Raw genomic sequence first — 19,384 nt, forward strand, 5'->3', positions numbered from 1 at the left:
TAATTCAGTGCGTTGTGGATAGAGTTTACCTTTTCCTGGGTAACTATGACAATTTGATGATTCGTATGGGTTTTTTTTCATTTTTTTGTCGTTATGAAAAGAGTGATACCGGGTTTTCCAGAACTGGTCACTGGCAATGAACAGGATCTTACACCATGTTATCCACAGAAAAATGGGATAACTGGGGAAAAGCGGCACTACTGTTTCCATTTACAGCCTTGACGTGCGACGAAAATCGAATTTTTAGACAAAATGTGCCCAGTGGACTCGGATAATCTGTGGATAAAATCGACATTGTTCGATCTTTCATCAGTTCCAGGATCGCATATGTGATGATCATCACGTTTAACTGTAATTATTGAAAGATATATGTGCTAACATCATGAATATAATGCCATTATCAAATTATGTTATTCGTAAGCACTTCGGACTACTCTGGGTTTTCCCGGGGTAATTCCATACTTCTTCACAACTCTATCCACAGAAAAAGTGAATAAAATGGGGGCTCGATCGCTTTCGTTGTTTATAACTCTGCTGATTACTGTGAGTTATTCAAATGTTATTCGATCGCACAGTGACAACAGAGTGGTTTACCGTTTACAGCGAGTGTGAAACAATCATTCACATTGAAGATTATTTTGAGGTAGTCCGGTGATTGATGACGATGGCTACCGCCCAAATGTCGGTATTGTAATCTGTAATCGCCAGGGCCAGGTTATGTGGGCCAGGCGCTATGGTCAGCACTCGTGGCAGTTCCCGCAAGGGGGCATTAATCCAGGGGAATCAGCCGAGCAGGCAATGTATCGGGAATTGTTCGAAGAGGTTGGGTTAAGTCGTAAAGATGTGCGAATCCTGGCCTCAACCCGTAACTGGCTGCGTTACAAGTTGCCTAAACGTTTGGTGCGTTGGGACACAAAGCCGGTTTGTATCGGCCAGAAACAGAAGTGGTTTCTCCTGCAGTTGATCGGCAGCGATGCGGAAATCAATATGCAAACCAGTAGTACACCTGAGTTTGATGGTTGGCGCTGGGTAAGTTACTGGTACCCGGTTCGTCAGGTGGTGTCGTTTAAGCGCGACGTGTACCGCCGGGTGATGAAAGAGTTTGCCAGCGTGACCATGTCGCTGGCGGAAAGTGCACCTAAACCGCAAAGCGCGCCTGCTTATCGACGTAAAAGAGGTTAAGCCACGCATATTATGCTCACTCGGTTACGAGAAATCGTCGAGAAGGTCGCGAGTGCGCCGCGTTTAAACGAGGCGCTGGATATCCTGGTCACCGATATCTGCAAAGCGATGGAAACGGAAGTTTGTTCGGTTTACCTGGCCGATCACGACCGACGATGTTATTACCTTATGGCCACTCGCGGGCTGAAAAAACCTCGCGGGCGTACCGTCGCGCTCGCGTTTGACGAAGGCCTCGTTGGCCTGGTCGGGCGCCTTGCGGAGCCTATCAACCTTGCCGATGCGCAAAAACACCCCAGCTTTAAATATATTCCTGCCGTCAAAGAGGATCGCTTCCGCGCCTTTCTTGGCGTCCCGATTATCCAGCGGCGTCAGCTGCTTGGTGTGCTGGTGGTGCAGCAGCGTGAGCTGCGTCAGTTTGATGAAAGCGAAGAGTCGTTTCTCGTCACCCTGGCGACGCAAATGGCCGCTATTCTTTCCCAGTCTCAGCTGACCGCGCTGTTTGGCCAGTATCGACAGACGCGTATTCGCGCGCTGCCCGCCTCCTCCGGGGTGGCTATTGCCGAAGGCTGGATGGACATCAGTCTGCCGCTCATGGAGCAGGTGTATGAGGCATCAACGCTTGATACCGCTTCCGAACGCGAACGATTGACCGGTGCGCTGGAAGAGGCGGCGAACGAGTTTCGACGCTACAGCAAGCGCTATGCCGCCGGGGCGCAAAAAGAGACCTCGGCGATCTTCGATCTCTATTCACACCTCTTGTCCGACGCGCGTCTGCGTCGCGAGCTGTTTGCCGAAGTCGACAAAGGCGCGGTGGCAGAATGGGCGGTGAAAAAGATCATCGAGAAGTTCGCCGAACAGTTTGCCGCGTTAAGCGACGGGTACCTGAAAGAACGGGCCGGCGATTTGCGTACGCTGGGTCAGCGTCTGCTTTTCCATCTCGATGATACGATTCAGGGGCCTAACACCTGGCCGGCGCGTATTGTGCTGGTGGCCGACGAGCTGTCAGCGACGACGCTGGCAGAAGTTCCGCAGGACAGGCTGGCGGGGGTTGTCGTCCGCGATGGCGCAGCGAACTCCCATGCCGCCATTATGGTGCGGGCGCTGGGGATCCCGACGGTTATGGGGGCCGATATTCAGCCTTCGCTGCTCCACGGCCACATGCTGGTGGTGGATGGCTACCGCGGCGAACTGCTGGTCGACCCGGAACCGGCGCTGCTGCAAGAATATCAGCGTCTGGTCAGCGAAGAGAACGAACTCAGCCGGCTGGCGGAAGACGATCTGGAACACACTTCCGAGCTGAAAAGCGGCGAGCGGGTGAAGGTCATGCTGAACGCTGGCCTGAGCCTAGAACATGAAGAAAAGCTCGGCAACTTTATCGACGGCATCGGCCTGTACCGCACGGAAATCCCGTTTATGCTGCAAAGCGGTTTCCCGTCGGAAGAGGAGCAGGTCGCCCAGTATCAGGGCATGCTGCAGATGTTTAATGAAAAGCCCGTGACTCTGCGTACGCTGGATATCGGCGCCGATAAACAGCTGCCGTATATGCCGATCAGCGAAGAGAACCCGTGCCTCGGCTGGCGCGGTATCCGCATTACTCTCGATCAGCCGGAAATATTTCTCATCCAGGTGCGCGCCATGCTGCGTGCCAATGCCGCCACCGGCAATCTGAGTATTTTACTGCCGATGGTGACCAGTCTTGATGAGGTCGATGAGGCGCGTCGCCTGATCGATCGCGCCAGCCGTGAAGTCGAAGAGATGATTGGCTACGCTATTCCTCGCCCGCGTCTTGGCGTGATGCTGGAAGTGCCTTCGATGGTCTTTATGCTGCCGAATCTCGCCAGTCGCGTCGATTTTATCTCGGTAGGGACCAATGACCTGACTCAGTATATCCTCGCCGTCGATCGCAACAACACCCGGGTTGCCAGCATGTATGACAGCCTGCATCCCGCGGTGCTGCGGGCGCTGGCGATGATTGCGCATGATGCCGAACGTTTCGGTATTGATCTGCGGCTGTGCGGTGAAATGGCGGGCGATCCGATGTGCGTGACGATCCTGATTGGTCTTGGCTATCGCCATCTGTCCATGAACGGTCGTTCGGTGGCGAGGGTCAAATACCTGCTGCGACGGATCGATATTGCCGAAGCTCAGGAACTGTCGCGTCGCAGCCTTGAAGCGCAGATGGCCACCGAGGTTCGTCATCAGGTGGCGGCCTTCATGGAGCGACGCGGTCTGGGCGGCTTGATCCGCGGCGGCCGCTAGTGCATCTGCCCGGGTAAGGCTTTGAGGCCGTACCCCGGGCGTCGCGATTAACCTGCCGCGCGACGGCCGTTAGCATCCGTATACATATCTTTTACAACAACGGCACGGCCAGCGAATTAACCTTATGCTATTATTCGCCCCCTTGGAGCACCCGTATAGGTCGGGCGTGTATGATCACCGCTGTCCACTTTCGGCGGAATAACAAGTCTTTATGGTGACAGATGAATAGTGGCTACCTGCATTTTCCGGATTTTGATCCGGTCATATTTTCCGTTGGGCCGGTCTCCCTCCACTGGTACGGGATGATGTATCTGGTCGGGTTTGTTTTTGCGATGTGGCTAGCCACCCGTCGGGCCAACCGTCCGGGCAGCGGCTGGACCAAAAACGAAGTCGAAAACCTGCTGTATGCCGGGTTCCTTGGCGTTTTCCTCGGTGGCCGCATCGGCTACGTCCTGTTCTATAATCTGCCGGTTTTCCTGCAGGACCCGCTGTATCTGTTCCGCGTCTGGGACGGCGGCATGTCGTTCCACGGCGGCCTGATTGGCGTCATCCTCGTGATGATCATTTTTGCCAGACGCACCAAACGCACTTTCTTCCAGGTCTCCGATTTTATCGCCCCGCTGATCCCCTTTGGCCTTGGGGCGGGGCGTCTGGGCAACTTTATCAACGGTGAACTGTGGGGACGCGTCGATCCGAGCTTCCATTATTCGATGATTTTCCCCGGCTCGCGCGCGGAAGATCTGGCGCTGCTGCCGTCTCATCCGGAATGGCAATCGCTGTTTGATACCTACGGCGCACTGCCGCGTCACGCTTCGCAGCTATACGAACTGGCGCTGGAAGGGGTCGTCCTGTTCCTGATTCTGAACCTGTTTATCCGCAAACCGCGCCCGACCGGGTCGGTATCCGGTCTGTTCCTGATTGGCTACGGCCTGTTCCGTATTATCGTGGAATTCTTCCGCCAGCCAGACCAGCAGTTCACCGGCGAATGGGTACAGTACATCAGCATGGGGCAGATTCTTTCGATCCCAATGGTGCTTGCGGGTATCATTATGATGGTCTGGGCGTACCGTCGTCGTCCGCAGCAACAAACTTCTTGAGGAACCATGAAACAGTATCTTGATTTGATGCAGAAAGTGCTCGCCGAGGGCACGCAAAAAAATGACCGCACCGGTACCGGCACTCTCTCCATCTTCGGCCATCAGATGCGTTTTAACCTGCAGGAAGGCTTCCCGCTGGTGACGACCAAGCGCTGTCATTTACGCTCCATCATCCATGAACTGCTGTGGTTCCTCCAGGGTGACACCAACATCGCGTATCTGCATGAAAACAATGTCACTATCTGGGACGAGTGGGCAGATGAAAATGGCGATCTGGGGCCGGTTTACGGCAAACAGTGGCGTTCCTGGCCTGCGCCGGACGGCCGCCATATCGACCAGATCAGCACCGTGATGGAACAGCTGAAAAACGACCCGGATTCACGTCGCATCATCGTTTCGGCGTGGAACGTGGGCGAGCTGGATAAAATGGCGCTGGCGCCGTGTCACGCGTTTTTCCAGTTCTACGTCGCAGATGGCAAACTCTCCTGCCAGCTGTATCAGCGTTCCTGCGATGTGTTCCTCGGCCTGCCGTTTAACATCGCCAGCTATGCGCTGCTGGTGCACATGGTCGCCCAGCAGTGCGATCTGGAAGTCGGTGATTTTGTCTGGACCGGTGGGGATACTCACCTCTACAGCAACCACCTTGAACAGACGAATCTGCAGCTGAGCCGTGAACCGCGTCCATTGCCGAAGCTGGTCATCAAACGCAAACCGGCGTCGATTTTCGACTACCGTTTTGAAGATTTCGACATCGAAGGGTATGACCCGCATCCGGGCATTAAAGCGCCGGTGGCGATTTAATTCGCCCGGTACAGGATGTCGTAGAGAGATAAAAACCGGTGCCTGAGGCGCTAATGCTGGTCACTTAAAGGTGACCAGCATTTTTTTTGCTTTATCGCAGGCAGGGCGATGCCGGTAAACGGTGGTTGGCGCGATGACCCCTTGCGTGCAAACCAGCGTAAAAACGACATCCCCGGCTTAACAACAATCTCCAGGACAGGCTCGCCTGCAGAAGTGTTGAAAACCTGACAGCGCCGGATAAAAATCGGCAATCTCTTTGAGATGACGGATTCTTACACCTTTGCCGGATCGGTCAGCCGCCCCTCAAACGATCGGCATTCGTACCTGAGGCGCCGGTTTTTTTGCCTGCGCAAACACGCTCCCTGATTTTCTGCAATCGTCTGCAAACCTGATGTCTGGCTTCGACACGCTTCGTGAAAGGCTATTTTGCCCGTCGTCTCCGCGCCGTTTTTTCCCCATACTCGCGGGATGAACAGACAACGTGGCTACACCCTGATTGAAACCCTGATAACGCTGACGCTGGTACTTATCCTCAGCGCAGGGGGGCTGTATGGCTGGCAGAGCTGGCAGCAGCAACAGCGCTTATGGCAAACCGCCAGCCAGGTACGCGACTATCTGGTGCTGCTACGCGACGACGCCAACTGGCATAACCGCAACCGGCTGGTGAGCGTGGGGCAAAGCGGCGGCGGCTGGTGTCTGAGCGCCGAGGATGCGCTGGCTGAGTGTGCGACAGCAACGCCGTTTACGCTGCGGCCGCGCTGGCCGGAAGTGGCGCTCAGCCACATCACGCCGGGGTTAGGTTTTTACGGGTTGCGTAACAGCGCCTGGGCCGGGCATATCCGGCTGCAAAGCGCGGAGGGGAGCTGGAATATTATCGTATCTGGCTGGGGGCGAATTCGCCTGTGCCGCAACGAGGAGAACGCATCGTGCCTCTGATTCCCCGGGGTTTTTCGCTGGCCGAGACGCTTATCTCAATGGCCATCGGCGCGATTTTACTGATGGGCGCAGCGCGTTTTCTGCCTGCCCTGCAACGGCAGGCGCTGCGGCAGACGCAGCAGCAGTCGCTGGATAACGAACTCTGGCAGCGCGTATATACGGTAGCAAAACATCTCCAGCGGGCGGGCTATTGCGCCGGGCAGTGCGAAGGACAACCGTTGCTGATTGCCAGCGGGGGGCGCTGTGCGCTCGTCCGTTGGGATAGTAATAGCAACGGCGCGTGGGATGCCATGCCGGAAGCGACATCTGATGCGACAGGATTTCGTTTGAACAACGGGGCGCTGGAAACGCGGCGCGGTGCGACCAGCTGCAGCGACGGGGGATGGGAAAAAATGACGAATCCCGGCGCACTCAACGTGACCCATTTTCAGGTTACCCGCCAGGATATCGCCGGATTTGCTCCGGAGCTCAGCGTCACGCTGGCGGCGCACGCGGTTGCGGATCGCCATATTTCGGCCCAGGCGGAATATCGCGTGACCGGGTATAACTTATGAACCGCCAACGGGGAGCCTCCTCCTTGCTGATGGTGCTTTTGCTGCTGGCGCTTGGCAGTATGTTATTGCAAGGGCTGAACCAGCAGCAGCGCTCTCTGCTGGCGCAAACCGCGGGTGAAACTCAGGCGATCCGCGAAACGGCCGGAGCGCACTCCGCGCTACAGTGGGGAAAAACTCTGGCGTGGACGGTACACGATGCCAACGCCTGCCGTGATTCTGCTGCCGAGGGTTGGCGCGTCTGCCTGCGCATTTTTGACGATGCCTCCGTCCTGTTAATCGCCAGCGGCGGTCGCATTTTGCTGTGGCAATCTGGTCGTATTGAAGAGGGCGTGGTGCGCTTTTCTCCCCACGGCTGGAGCGACTTTTGTCCACTAACGGAGGCGAATCTGTGTCGGATGCCGTGAACCATGAGAAAGGTTTTAGCCTGCCGGAAACGCTGCTGGCGATGACGTTACTGGTTATGGTGGTGACCGCCCTTGGCGGCTACCAGCGTGGGCTGGCCAATGGTTTTATCCAGTTAAATCAATATCGCCAGCTGTGGCGCGACGCGTGGCGCTATGGCCAGATGAACCCTCCGGAGATTCCACCCGGCGGGGCCGTTACCCGCTTGCAGACATCGGCGGCCAGATGTGTCAGCATCACGGTAACGATCACCATGCCCGTTGATAAACGGGTGCAGATGACCCGGCTGCATTGCCCGGTCAGTCAGTAGTCAGGAGCGAATATGTTAAGGGTGTACCACTCAAACCGTCTGGATGTTCTTGAAGCGTTGATGGAATTTATCGTCGAGCGCCAGCGGCTGGATGACCCTTTCAAACCGGAAATGGTGCTGGTGCAAAGTACCGGGATGGCGCAGTGGCTACAGATGACGCTGGCAAAACGGTTTGGCATTGCCGCCAATATCGACTTCCCGCTCCCGGCGAGCTTTATCTGGGATATGTTTGTCCGCGTATTGTCGGATATCCCCGGGGAAAGCGCCTTCAGTAAGCAGAGCATGAGCTGGAAACTGATGACCCTCCTGCCGCAGCGTCTTGACGATGAGGCTTTTACGCTGCTACGCCACTATCTCAGCGACGATAGCGACAAGCGCAAACTGTTTCAGCTGGCAGCCCGGGTCGCCGACCTCTATGACCAGTATCTGGTCTATCGCCCGGAGTGGCTGATGCGCTGGGAGGCAGATGAACGCGTCGATGGCCTCGGCGACGCCCAGCAGTGGCAGGCGCCGTTATGGAAGGCGCTGGTCGAACATACCGCTGCGCTGGGGCAGCCGCTCTGGCACCGCGCCAATCTGTACCAGCGCTTTATCAGCACGCTGGAAGCGGCGGATGAACCTCCGGCCGGGTTGCCTTCGCGAGTTTTTATTTGCGGGATTTCGGCGCTGCCGCCGGTTTATCTGCAGGCGCTGCAGGCGCTGGGCAAGCACGTCGATGTGTATGTGCTGTTCACCAACCCCTGTCGTTACTACTGGGGCGATATAAAAGACCCGGCCTTTCTGGCGAAACTGATGTCACGCCAGCGCCGTCATCATCGTGAACCGCGCGAACTCCCGCTGTTTCGCGATAGCGGGCAGGCGCCGGGATTGTTTAACGATGCAGGGGAACAGGACGTCGGTAATCCGCTGCTCGCCTCCTGGGGGAAGCTGGGGCGTGACTATATCTATCTGCTGGCCGGGCTGGAACATTATGAAGAGCTGGACGCTTTTGTCGATATAACGCCGGATAATCTGCTGCATAATTTACAGGCGGATATCCTCGAACTGCGCAATGCCGCAGTGGCCGGGCGAAGCGCCGAAGAGTTTGCCCACAGCCACAGCAAACGCCCGCTTGCTCTGGACGATCGTAGCCTGACCCTCCACGTCTGCCATAGTCCGCAGCGTGAGGTCGAGGTGCTGCATGACCGGCTGCTGGCGATGCTGGAGGAGAATCCTGAACTGACGCCGCGCGATATTATCGTGATGGTGGCGGATATCGACAGCTACAGCCCTTACATTCAGGCGGTATTCGGCAGCGCCAGCGGCGAACGCTGGCTACCGTGGGCGATTTCCGACCGGCGCGCCACCGAATCGCATCCGGCTCTGCAGGCGTTTATTACGCTGCTTTCTCTGCCCGACAGCCGCTTTGCCAGCGAAGATGTCCTGGCTCTGCTTGATGTTCCGGTGCTCGCCGCGCGCTTTAACATTGACGAAGAAGGGCTGCGCTATCTGCGTCAGTGGGTTAATGAATCCGGCGTGCGCTGGGGAATGGATGACGATAATGTGCGCGAACTGGATCTCCCCGCCACCGGGCAACACACCTGGCGCTTTGGCCTCACGCGCATGCTGCTGGGCTATGCGATGGACAGCAGCCAGGGTGAGTGGCAGTCGGTCCTGCCCTATGATGAATCCAGCGGGCTGATCGCTGAGCTGGTTGGTAATCTGGCTTCGCTGCTGATGCAGCTTAACCTCTGGCGCCGGAAGCTGGTGCAGGAGCGTCCGCTGGCGGAATGGCTGCCGCTTTGTCGCGAACTGCTAAATGACTTTTTCCTGCCCGACGGCGACACCGAAGCGGCGCTGGCGCTGATTGAACAGCAATGGCAGGCGGTGATTGGCGAAGGAGCCCAGGCACAATATGAGCACTCCGTTCCTCTGTCTTTATTGCGCGATGAGCTGGCGCAGCGGCTGGACCAGCAGCGCATCAGCCAGCGCTTCCTCGCCGGACCGATCAACATCTGTACCCTGATGCCAATGCGCTCTATACCGTTCAAGGTGGTGTGCCTGCTGGGGATGAACGACGGCGTTTATCCGCGGACGCTGGCGCCGCTGGGCTTCGATTTAATGAGTCAGAAACCGCAGCGCGGCGACCGCAGCCGTCGCGATGATGACCGCTATCTGTTCCTGGAAGCGCTGATGTCCGCCGAACAGACATTGTATATCAGCTACATCGGGCGCTCGATTCAGGATAATAGCGAACGTTACCCTTCGGTGCTGGTGCAAGAACTGGCGGACTATATTGGCCAGAGCCACTGCCTGGCCGGGGATGAGGCGCTGGATTGTGACGCCAGTGAGCGACGGGTCAAAACACATATCACGCATCTGCATACGCGAATGCCCTTTGATGCGGCCAACTTCCGTGATGACGAATATCAGAGCTACGCCCGGGAGTGGCTGGCGGCTGCCAGCCAGCAGGGAGAGGCGCATAGCGACTTTATCCAGCCGCTGCCGGCGCCGGCTATCGAAACGCTGCCGTTTGAACAGCTGCTGCGATTCTGGCAACACCCGGTACGCGCCTTTTTTCAGCAGCGCCTGCGGGTCAACTTCCGTTCTGAAGAGAGTGACATTCCCGATGATGAGCCGTTCACCCTCGAAGGACTTAGCCGTTATCAACTGAACCAGCAGCTGCTGAATACGCTGATTGAACAACAGGATGCGTCGACGATGTACCGTCGCTTTCGCGCCGCGGGAGAGCTGCCCTTTGGTGCTTTTGGCGAGCTGGCCTGGGAGACGCAGCGTCAGGAGATGCAGAACCTTGCGGAGCGGGTCATTGCCAGCCGCCAGCCGGGGCAGAGTATGGAAATCGATCTGCAATGTAACGGAGTCAACATTACGGGGTGGCTACAGCAGGTACAATCTGACGGCCTGCTGCGCTGGCGACCGTCGCTGCTGAGCGTCGCACAGGGGATGCAACTTTGGCTGGAACACCTTGTCTACTGTGCTAGCGGCGGAACCGGTGAAAGCCGGCTGCTGGTGCGCAAAGAGGGCGAATGGCGTTTCCCGCCGCTGGCGCAGGAACAGGCCAAAGCGTACCTTGATCAGCTGGTAGAGGGTTACCTGCAAGGCATGTCCAGACCGCTGCTGTTACTGCCAGAAAGCGGCGGTGCATGGCTAAAAGTCTGTTATGACGCTGAAAAGGATGTCATGTTAACGGACGAAGAGACGCAACAAAAAGCGCGTAGCAAATTTCTTCAGGTCTATGAAGGTAATATGGTGGTCAGTGGCGAAGGGACGGATGTGTGGTATCAACGCCTCTGGCGCACGCTTGAACCGGCTTACTATGAAGAAATTATTACGCAAACACAGCGCTACCTGTTGCCGATATTTCGTTTCCATCAGCCCGAATAAATTTGTAATAGTATAAAAATTGCGCAGAATAAGGTGTTCAATTATCATGCGCAACCAATCACGGACTGATGTGCATAACGCTGACGCAGTCAGCGCAAAGTTTGTTAATGATGAGGTTCGTGAATGCCCCGCAGTGTATGGTTCAAGGTTATTTTAGTGCTGGCTGCCCTTTGGGCGCCGTTAAGTCAGGCAGATATCGGATGGCAACCGATTCAGGAAACCATTCGTAAAAGCGAAAAAGATCCCCGACAGTATCAGGCCATTCGCCTGGATAATGACATGGTGGTTCTGCTGGTTTCCGATCCGCAGGCGGTGAAATCACTGTCTGCGCTGGTGGTGCCCGTGGGGTCGCTGCAGGATCCCGCCGATCATCAGGGGTTGGCGCATTTTCTGGAGCACATGACGCTGATGGGCTCGCAAAATTATCCGCAGCCGGACAGCCTCGCCGAATTTCTGAAAATGCACGGCGGCAGCCATAATGCCAGTACCGCGCCTTATCGCACCGCCTTCTATCTTGAAGTCGAAAACGATGCCCTTGACGGCGCGGTCGATCGTCTGGCGGATGCCATTGCTGCTCCGCTGCTGGATAAAAAATATGCCGATCGCGAGCGTAATGCGGTCAACGCCGAGCTGACCATGGCGCGCACCCGTGACGGGATGCGCATGGCGCAGGTGAGTGCAGAAACCATTAACCCGGCGCACCCGGCATCGCATTTTTCCGGCGGTAACCTCGAGACGCTTAGCGACAAGCCCGGTAAACCGGTGCTCGACGCTCTGCATACTTTCCGCGACAGCTGGTACTCGGCGAACCTGATGAAGGCGGTCATTTACAGCAACAAACCGCTGCCGGAACTGGCGAGCATCGCGGCGAAAACCTATGGTCGGGTGCCAAACCACAATATCAATAAACCGGAAATCACCGTTCCGGTCGTGACCGATGCGCAAAAGGGCATCATCATTCACTATGTCCCGGCAATGCCGCGCAAAGTGCTGCGCGTTGAATTCCGTATTGATAACAACAGCGAGCAATTCCGCAGCAAAACCGACGAGCTGGTGACCTACATGATCGGTAACCGCAGCCCGGGAACCTTATCTGACTGGCTGCAGCAGCAAGGTCTGGTCGAGGGTATTCGAGCGGATTCCGATCCGGCGGTCAACGGCAACAGCGGCGTGCTGGCGATTTCGGCGACCCTGACCGACAAAGGTCTGGCGCACCGTGATGAAGTGGCGGCGGCGATCTTCAGCTACCTTAACCTATTGCGTAGCCAGGGCATCGACAAACGCTATTTCGATGAGCTGTCCCACGTTCTGGCGCTTGATTTCCGCTATCCATCGATCAACCGCGATATGGATTATGTGGAATGGCTGGCGGATACCATGATTCGCGTACCGGTGGAACATGCGCTGGACGTGGTCAACATAGCCGATCGCTACGACCCGCAGGCGATTAAAGAGCGGCTGGCGATGATGACGCCGCAAAATGCCCGCGTCTGGTATATCAGCCCGCAGGAACCGCATAACAAGAGCGCTTACTTTGTGAATGCGCCGTATCAGGTCGACAAGATCAGCGCGCAGACCTTTAGCGACTGGCAGCAGAAGGCGAGCGCTATCGACCTGAAGCTGCCGGTGTTGAACCCGTATATTCCTGACGATTTTACGCTGATTAAAAGCGATAAAGCCTACCCGCATCCGCAGCTGATCGTTGATGAGCCGACGCTGCGGGTGGTCTATGCGCCCAGTCAGTTCTTCGCCAGCGAGCCAAAGGCTGACGTTTCGCTGGTGCTGCGTAATCCGCAGGCCATGGACAGCGCCCGTAGCCAGGTCATGTTCGCGCTGAATGACTATCTGGCAGGCATCGCTCTCGATCAGCTCAGCAACCAGGCGGCGGTGGGCGGCATCTCCTTCTCAACCGGCGCCAATAACGGGTTAATGGTCAATGCCAATGGCTACACCCAGCGGCTGCCTCAGCTGTTTACCGCGTTACTGGACGGCTATTTCAGCTATACGCCGACCGAAGAGCAGCTGGATCAGGCTAAATCCTGGTATGCGCAGATGATGGATTCGGCGGACAAAGGCAAAGCCTACGACCAGGCGATCATGCCGGTTCAGATGTTGTCCCAGGTGCCCTATTTCCAGCGCGAGGAGCGGCGGGCGCTGCTGCCGTCAATTAGCCTGAAAGAGGTGCTGGCCTATCGTGACAACCTGAAAGCGAAAGGGCGCCCGGAGCTGCTGGTGATTGGCAACCTCACCGCCGAACAGTCCGCCGCCATGGCGCGTCAGATCCAGCAGCAGCTGGGATCTGATGGCAATGAGTGGTGTCGCAACAAAGACGTCCTGATCAACAGTCAGCAGCTGGCGATTTTTGAAAAACCGGGTAACAGCACCGATTCGGCGCTGGCCGCCGTCTTCGCCCCGCCGAACGTGGATGAATACAGCAGCTCCGCCGCCAGCTCCCTGCTCGGGCAGATTATTCAGCCGTGGTTCTATAACCAGCTGCGCACCGAAGAGCAGCTTGGCTACGCGGTGTTTGCTTTCCCGATGAACGTCGGGCGCCAGTGGGGGATGGGCTTCCTGCTGCAAAGCAGCGATAAACAGCCTGCTTTCCTCTGGCAGCGCTTCCAGGCCTTCTTCCCGACCGCGGAAGCTAAACTGCGGGCGATGAGCCCGGCAGAGTTTGCGCAGATCCAGCAGGCGGTGATAAGTCAGATGACCCAGGCGCCGCAAACGCTGGGCGGCGAAGCCTCGCAGCTGAGCAAAGATTTCGATCGCGGTAATATGCGCTTCGATTCACGTGATAAAGTAGTGGCTCAGATTAAACTGCTGACGCCGCAAAAACTTGCCGATTTCTTCCATCAGACGGTGGTGGTTCCGCAAGGCATGGCGATATTGTCCCAGATTTCCGGCAGCCAGAATGGCAAGACCGATTACGTCCACCCTGAAGGTGGCAAAGTCTGGGAAAGCGTCAGCGCGTTGCAGAAATCCTTACCCCTGATGCGAGAGAACGAATGACCGAAACCGCCGAGTCTCTGGATCCCCTGCGCTTGCCCTTGACGGGCGAGCGCCTGATAGAAGCCTCTGCGGGCACCGGAAAAACCTTTACCATCGCCGCACTGTACCTGCGGCTACTGCTGGGACTTGGCGGGGAATCCGCCTTTCCTCGTGCGGTCAGCGTGGAAGAGCTGCTGGTGGTGACCTTCACCGAAGCGGCCACCGAAGAACTGCGCGGCCGTATTCGCAGCAATATCCACGAGCTGCGTATTGCCTGCCTGCGCGACAGCGCGACCGATCCCCTCTATAGCGCTCTGCTGGCTGAAATTCCGGATAAGAACCAGGCGGCGAATACCCTGCTGCTGGCGGAACGACAGATGGACGAAGCGGCGGTATTTACCATTCACGGCTTTTGTCAGCGAATGCTGAGCCTCAATGCCTTTGAGTCCGGGATGCTCTTTGAGCAGCAGCTGATCGAAGATGAATCCCGGCTGCGTTACCAGGCCTGCGCCGACTTCTGGCGTCGACATTGCTATCCGCTGCCGCGGGAGATCGCCGCCGTCATTCATGAAGCGTGGAAAGGTCCGCGCGATCTGTTGAAATCCCTCGATCGCTGGTTGCAGGGCGAAGCCCCGCAGCTCAAATCCCCGCCGGCGGCAGAAGAGACGCTGGCCGAACGCCATCAGCAAATCATTGCGCGAATTAACGCCATGAAAACACAGTGGCGGGAACAGGTTGCAGAGATTGAGGCGGTGCTGGAGAACTCCGGTCTCGACCGCCGCAAATTCAATCGTGGCAATCAGGGAAAGTGGATAGAGAAAATCAACGCCTGGGCGCAGGAAGAGACGCTCGGCTACCAGCTTCCTGACGCGCTGGAGAAATTCTCGCAGCCCTTCTTACATGAACGAACCAAAGCAGGCGGTGAGCCGCCGGTGCATCCACTGTTCAGTGCGGTTGAAGAGCTGCTGGCTTCTCCGCTGACGCTGACGGATCTGGTTATCGCCAGGGCGATGGTGGAGATCCGCGAAGCGGTCGCCCGGGAAAAGCGTCGGCGCGGCGAACTCGGTTTTGATGACATGCTCAGCCGGCTGGATGATGCGCTGCGCGGCGAGAGCGGAGAAGCGCTGGCCAGCGCCATTCGTCAGCGTTTCCCGGTGGCGATGATTGATGAATTTCAGGACACCGACCCGCAGCAGTACCGAATTTTCCGCCGTATCTGGCGGCAGCAGCCGGAGACGGCGCTGCTGTTAATCGGCGACCCCAAGCAGGCCATCTATGCCTTCCGCGGCGCGGATATTTTCACCTATATGAAAGCGCGTGGCGATGTGGCGGCTCACTATACGCTGGATACCAACTGGCGTTCTGCTCCCGGGATGGTTGAAAGCGTTAACCGCCTGTTCAGCCTGAGCGATAACCCCTTTATGTTCCGGGAGATCCCTTTCTTGCCGGTCAGGCCGGCCGGGAAAAACCACGGGCTGCGCTTTACCATAGATAACGACGCGGTTCCGGCCATGAACATCTGGCTGATGCCGGGCGAGGCGGTGGGATCCGGTGATTATCAGACGTTTATGGCGCAGCTATGCGCGGCGCAAATTCGCGACTGGCTAAGCGCCGGTCAACAGGGGCGCGCGTTGCTCTGGCGTAACGACAACGCCGCCCGGCCGGTTCAGGCCTCCGATATCACGGTTCTGGTACGTAACCGTCAGGAAGCCTCGCTGATCCGGGAGGCCTTACGGGCGCTGGCGATCCCGTCGGTGTATCTCTCTAACCGCGATAGCGTTTTTGACACGCCGGAAGCGCAGGAGATTTTATGGCTTCTGCAGGCGGTGCTGGCTCCCGAACGAGAAAATACGCTACGCAGTGCGCTGGCAACATCGATATTCGGCTTGAATGCGCTGGATATTGAACGCCTCAACCAGGATGAACGAGCGTGGGACGCGCTGGTTGAAGAGTTCAGCGGCTACCGGCAAATCTGGCGCCAGCGCGGGGTGATGCCGATGCTGCGGGCGCTAATGAGCGCGCGGCAGATTGCGGAAAACCTGCTGGTGACGGTCGGCGGTGAACGCCGTTTAACCGACATCCTGCATATCAGCGAACTGCTGCAGGAGGCGGCCAGCCAGCTGGAAAGCGAACATGCGCTGGTGCGCTGGCTGACGCAGCATATCGCCGAACCGGACAGCAATGCGTCCAGTCAGCAGATGCGCCTGGAAAGCGATAAGCATCTGGTGCAAATCGTCACCGTCCACAAATCAAAGGGGCTGGAATACCCGCTGGTCTGGCTGCCGTTTATTGCTCGTTTCCGCAAACAGGATCAGGCGTTTTATCACGATCGCGACTCGTTTGCCGCGGTGCTCGATCTTGGTCAGGATGAGGGCAGTCTGGAGCTGGCGGAGGCGGAGCGCCTGGCGGAAGATTTACGTCTGCTGTACGTCGCGCTGACCCGCGCGGTCTGGCACTGCAGTCTCGGCGTGGCTCCGTTGAGCACCCGACGCAGCGACAAACCCGGCGCCAGCGATTTTCATCAGAGCGCGCTCGGGCGCCTGCTACAAGGCGGCGAAGCCATGGATGCCGCCGGGCTGGCTGCGTGTTTGCAAGCCTTCTGCGGCGAAGATATCGCGCTGCAAATGGCCACAGTGCCGGATGCTACGCCCTGGCAGGCGCCGCAGGAGACGCTGCCGCCGCTGTCCGCCAGGAGCCTTGAGCGTCAGGTTAGCGATGACTGGCGGGTGACCAGCTATTCCGGATTACAGCAGCATGGTCAGAGCGCGGCTCAGGATCTGCTGCCGCGTCTTGACGTTGATGCCGCCGGCGTCGGTGACGTCGCCGCAGAACCGCAGCTTACGCCGCATCAGTTTCCGCGCGGCGCATCGCCGGGGACATTCCTGCACAGCCTGTTTGAAGATCTCGATTTTACCCAACCGGTGCCTGCTGACTGGATGGCGGAAAAGCTGCAGTCCGGCGGCTTCGGTGAGCAGTGGACGCCGGTGCTGACGCAGTGGCTGGATGACGTGCTCCGGACTCCGTTACCGGGGGCCGGGATTGCGCTGAACCAACTTTCCGCGATGGATAAGCAGGTCGAAATGGCCTTCTATTTGCCGATCGAACGCCCGCTGGAACCGCTGCGTCTGGACGCGCTGATTCGCCGCTACGATCCGCTCTCCGTAGATTGCCCGCCGCTCGACTTCCGCCAGGTCCGCGGGATGTTAAAAGGCTTTATCGACCTCGTTTTCCGCCATAACGGCCGATATTACCTGCTGGATTATAAATCGAACTGGCTGGGAGAGGACCGCGAGGCCTACACCCGTCAGGCGATGGAACAGGCGATGCGGGCGCATCGCTACGATCTGCAGTACCAGCTTTATAGTCTGGCGCTGCACCGCTACCTGCGACACCGCATTGCGGACTACGACTACGAACGCCATTTTGGCGGCGTGATTTATCTCTTTTTACGCGGCATGGACGGGCAGGAGGGCGAGCAGGGCATTTTCACCACCCGTCCCGCGCAGCCGCTGATTGACGGTCTCGATGCGCTGTTTGCCGGAGACGTTCAGGAGGTTCTGTCATGACGATGGATGAACTGCTGCTGGAAGCGGCCAGTCAGCGTCTGCTGCGCCCGTTAGATGTGCAGTTTGCCCTGATGGTGGCGCAAGAGGCGCATCCGGCGGTGAAGCTGGCGGCGGCGGTGCTCAGCCGTGATGCCGGCGAAGGGCACGTTTGCCTGCCGATAGCGCGTCTGCGGACGGACGAGTTTCTGAGCGGTAAAACCAACGAACTGCGTGAACAGCTGCTGGCCCAGGCGGGCGTCCCCGATGACTGGTCCGCGCTGCTGCTTGCTTCGGAGGCGGTCAGCGGTGGCGAACGTCCAACGCCGATCGTCCTGTGCGGCGACCGACTCTATCTCAACCGGATGTGGCGTAATGAGCTGACCGTCGCCCGCTTCTTCAACGAAGCTAACCAGGTTGTGGACGTTGACGAGGCCCTGTTGGCCCAAACGCTGGACGCGCTGTTCCCCGCCAGCGATGAGATCGACTGGCAAAAAGTTGCCGCCGCAGTGGCGTTGACCCGCCGTATTTCGGTGATTTCCGGCGGTCCCGGCACCGGAAAAACCACCACCGTCGCCAGACTGCTGGCGGCGTTGATTCAGACAACCCGGCAACCGCGCTGCCGTATCCGACTGGCGGCGCCGACCGGGAAAGCGGCGGCACGATTGACGGAATCGTTGGGGGAGGCGCTGCGTCGCCTGCCGCTAACCGATGAGCAGAAGGCGCTGTTACCAACCGAAGCCAGCACGTTGCATCGTCTGCTGGGCGCTCAGCCCGGTAGCCAACGGATGCGCTACCACGCCGGTAATCCGCTGCACCTCGATGTGCTGGTGGTGGATGAAGCTTCAATGATTGACCTGCCGATGATGGCGCGGCTGATTGATGCCCTGCCGGAGCACGGGCGGGTTATTTTCCTCGGCGACCGCGATCAGCTGGCGTCGGTGGAGGCCGGAGCGGTGCTCGGGGATATTTGTGCCTGGGTCAATGCCGGCTATACCGCCGGACGTGCGGCGCAGCTGGAGAGGCTGACCGGCCACCCGGTGCCGGCGGGAGAAAGTGATGTCGCCGGCGCGCTGCGCGACAGCCTGTGCCTGCTGCAAAAAAGCTATCGTTTTGGCAGCCATTCCGGCATCGGTAGCCTGGCTCGCGCCGTGAACAACGGCGATCGCCACGGCGTCAGAGCGACGTTACGCCAGGCCTTCGAGGATATTGTGCTGCATCCGCTGAGTACGACTGAAGAGTATGAAGTCATGCTAAAGCAGTCGCAGGAAGGATACGGTCGCTATTTGCAGCTGCTTCGCGAGCGGGCCGAGCCGGAGGCACTGATCGCCGCCTTTGGTGAATTTCAGCTACTGTGCGCCCTGCGCGACGGCCCTTACGGCGTCAGCGGGGTGAATGAACAGCTGGAGCAGATGCTTAACCGTCGGCGGGCGATAGCGCTGCCGAGGCATTCACGCTGGTATGAAGGGCGTCCGGTGATGATTTCCCGCAACGACAGCGCGCTGGGGCTGTTTAATGGCGATATCGGTATTGCGCTGGAACGAGGGGAGGGGCTGCGGGTCTGGTTCCCGATGCCGGATGGCAGCATTAAATCGGTGCAGCCAAGTCGTTTGCCGGAGCACGACACCGCCTGGGCGATGACGGTGCATAAATCGCAGGGGTCGGAGTTTGACCATGCGGCGTTGATTCTGCCCGCCAAAATCGTACCGCTGGTCACCCGCGAGCTGGTCTATACCGCGATCACGCGGGCAAAACAGCGGCTCTCGATTTATGCCGATGAACAGGTGCTAACCCAGTCCATCGTCGCCCGTACCGAGCGGCGCAGCGGGCTGGCGGACATTTTTGCCAGCGGCGTGTAACTTTAACCTTCAGCCGCTAGCCGGGGATCGCCGGCTCAACCGCCAGCGGTTTCCCCGGCTGGCGCAGCGC

At 58.1% G+C, this 19,384-nt stretch carries 12 protein-coding genes and 1 pseudogene; 12 read left to right on the forward strand and 1 reads right to left on the reverse strand.

What is annotated here, in order from left to right; genetic code table 11:
* Positions 1 to 57: 57 nt before the first annotated feature.
* Positions 58 to 210, reverse strand: a pseudogene (locus tag OQV00_RS04700) (hypothetical protein); the annotation flags it as partial.
* Between the two features lie 441 nt (positions 211 to 651).
* Here OQV00_RS04700 and rppH point away from each other — a divergent pair.
* The 12 genes from rppH to recD all read left to right on the forward strand — a co-directional run bounded on the left by rppH (position 652) and on the right by recD (position 19,314).
* On the forward strand, positions 652 to 1,182 hold the full coding sequence (gene rppH, locus OQV00_RS04705; RefSeq protein WP_004867097.1) for an RNA pyrophosphohydrolase: 531 nt from the start codon (positions 652 to 654) through the stop codon (positions 1,180 to 1,182).
* A 12-nt stretch (positions 1,183 to 1,194) separates the two neighbouring features.
* The gene (gene ptsP, locus OQV00_RS04710; RefSeq protein ID WP_004867094.1) at positions 1,195 to 3,441 is read left to right on the forward strand and encodes a phosphoenolpyruvate--protein phosphotransferase; all 2,247 of its coding nucleotides are present in this window, start codon (positions 1,195 to 1,197) and stop codon (positions 3,439 to 3,441) included.
* Between the two features lie 221 nt (positions 3,442 to 3,662).
* A complete protein-coding gene (gene lgt / locus OQV00_RS04715; RefSeq protein WP_004867092.1) occupies positions 3,663 to 4,538 on the forward strand; it encodes a prolipoprotein diacylglyceryl transferase in 876 nt (291 codons plus the stop codon).
* A 6-nt stretch (positions 4,539 to 4,544) separates the two neighbouring features.
* Positions 4,545 to 5,339 (forward strand): thymidylate synthase, encoded by a 795-nt coding sequence (gene thyA, locus OQV00_RS04720; RefSeq protein WP_004867088.1) that lies wholly within the window; start codon positions 4,545 to 4,547, stop codon positions 5,337 to 5,339.
* Positions 5,340 to 5,807: 468 nt separating this feature from the next.
* Positions 5,808 to 6,275 carry a prepilin peptidase-dependent protein gene (locus OQV00_RS04725; protein ID WP_015585839.1) on the forward strand — a complete coding sequence of 156 codons (468 nt, stop codon included), beginning with the start codon at positions 5,808 to 5,810 and terminating at the stop codon, positions 6,273 to 6,275.
* Complete coding sequence (locus OQV00_RS04730) at positions 6,272 to 6,829, forward strand: prepilin peptidase-dependent protein (RefSeq protein ID WP_155075178.1); 558 nt, start codon at positions 6,272 to 6,274, stop codon at positions 6,827 to 6,829. Before OQV00_RS04725 ends, OQV00_RS04730 begins: the two co-directional genes overlap by 4 nt.
* Positions 6,826 to 7,233, forward strand: coding sequence for a DUF2509 family protein (locus OQV00_RS04735; RefSeq protein ID WP_015585841.1), 408 nt, complete (start codon positions 6,826 to 6,828; stop codon positions 7,231 to 7,233). The genes OQV00_RS04730 and OQV00_RS04735 overlap by 4 nt, the downstream gene beginning before the upstream one ends.
* 41 nt (positions 7,234 to 7,274) lie before the next feature.
* Positions 7,275 to 7,541 (forward strand): prepilin-type N-terminal cleavage/methylation domain-containing protein, encoded by a 267-nt coding sequence (locus OQV00_RS04740; protein ID WP_264965964.1) that lies wholly within the window; start codon positions 7,275 to 7,277, stop codon positions 7,539 to 7,541.
* Positions 7,542 to 7,553: 12 nt separating this feature from the next.
* Entirely contained in the window at positions 7,554 to 10,925 is a 3,372-nt protein-coding gene (gene recC / locus OQV00_RS04745) for an exodeoxyribonuclease V subunit gamma (protein ID WP_064367862.1), read from the forward strand.
* 123 nt (positions 10,926 to 11,048) lie between these two features.
* On the forward strand, positions 11,049 to 13,934 hold the full coding sequence (ptrA, locus tag OQV00_RS04750; protein ID WP_266279913.1) for a pitrilysin: 2,886 nt from the start codon (positions 11,049 to 11,051) through the stop codon (positions 13,932 to 13,934).
* Positions 13,931 to 17,479, forward strand: coding sequence for an exodeoxyribonuclease V subunit beta (recB, locus tag OQV00_RS04755; protein ID WP_128318529.1), 3,549 nt, complete (start codon positions 13,931 to 13,933; stop codon positions 17,477 to 17,479). The genes ptrA and recB overlap by 4 nt, the downstream gene beginning before the upstream one ends.
* Entirely contained in the window at positions 17,476 to 19,314 is a 1,839-nt protein-coding gene (gene recD / locus OQV00_RS04760) for an exodeoxyribonuclease V subunit alpha (RefSeq protein ID WP_044349744.1), read from the forward strand. The genes recB and recD overlap by 4 nt, the downstream gene beginning before the upstream one ends.
* Positions 19,315 to 19,384 lie beyond the last annotated feature (70 nt).

This window comes from Klebsiella sp. DY2415, assembly GCF_026314315.1.
Taxonomy (GTDB): domain Bacteria; phylum Pseudomonadota; class Gammaproteobacteria; order Enterobacterales; family Enterobacteriaceae; genus Klebsiella; species Klebsiella ornithinolytica.

Excerpts from the sequence above, each read along its gene's own strand:
- ptsP (WP_004867094.1), top strand. The coding sequence starts at position 1,195 with ATGCTCACTCGGTTACGAGAAATCGTCGAGAAGGTCGCGAGTGCGCCG.
- lgt (WP_004867092.1), top strand. The coding sequence starts at position 3,663 with ATGAATAGTGGCTACCTGCATTTTCCGGATTTTGATCCGGTCATATTT.
- thyA (WP_004867088.1), top strand. The coding sequence starts at position 4,545 with ATGAAACAGTATCTTGATTTGATGCAGAAAGTGCTCGCCGAGGGCACG.
- OQV00_RS04725 (WP_015585839.1), top strand. The coding sequence starts at position 5,808 with ATGAACAGACAACGTGGCTACACCCTGATTGAAACCCTGATAACGCTG.
- OQV00_RS04735 (WP_015585841.1), top strand. The coding sequence starts at position 6,826 with ATGAACCGCCAACGGGGAGCCTCCTCCTTGCTGATGGTGCTTTTGCTG.
- OQV00_RS04740 (WP_264965964.1), top strand. The coding sequence starts at position 7,275 with ATGACGTTACTGGTTATGGTGGTGACCGCCCTTGGCGGCTACCAGCGT.
- recC (WP_064367862.1), top strand. The coding sequence starts at position 7,554 with ATGTTAAGGGTGTACCACTCAAACCGTCTGGATGTTCTTGAAGCGTTG.
- ptrA (WP_266279913.1), top strand. The coding sequence starts at position 11,049 with ATGCCCCGCAGTGTATGGTTCAAGGTTATTTTAGTGCTGGCTGCCCTT.
- recB (WP_128318529.1), top strand. The coding sequence starts at position 13,931 with ATGACCGAAACCGCCGAGTCTCTGGATCCCCTGCGCTTGCCCTTGACG.
- recD (WP_044349744.1), top strand. The coding sequence starts at position 17,476 with ATGACGATGGATGAACTGCTGCTGGAAGCGGCCAGTCAGCGTCTGCTG.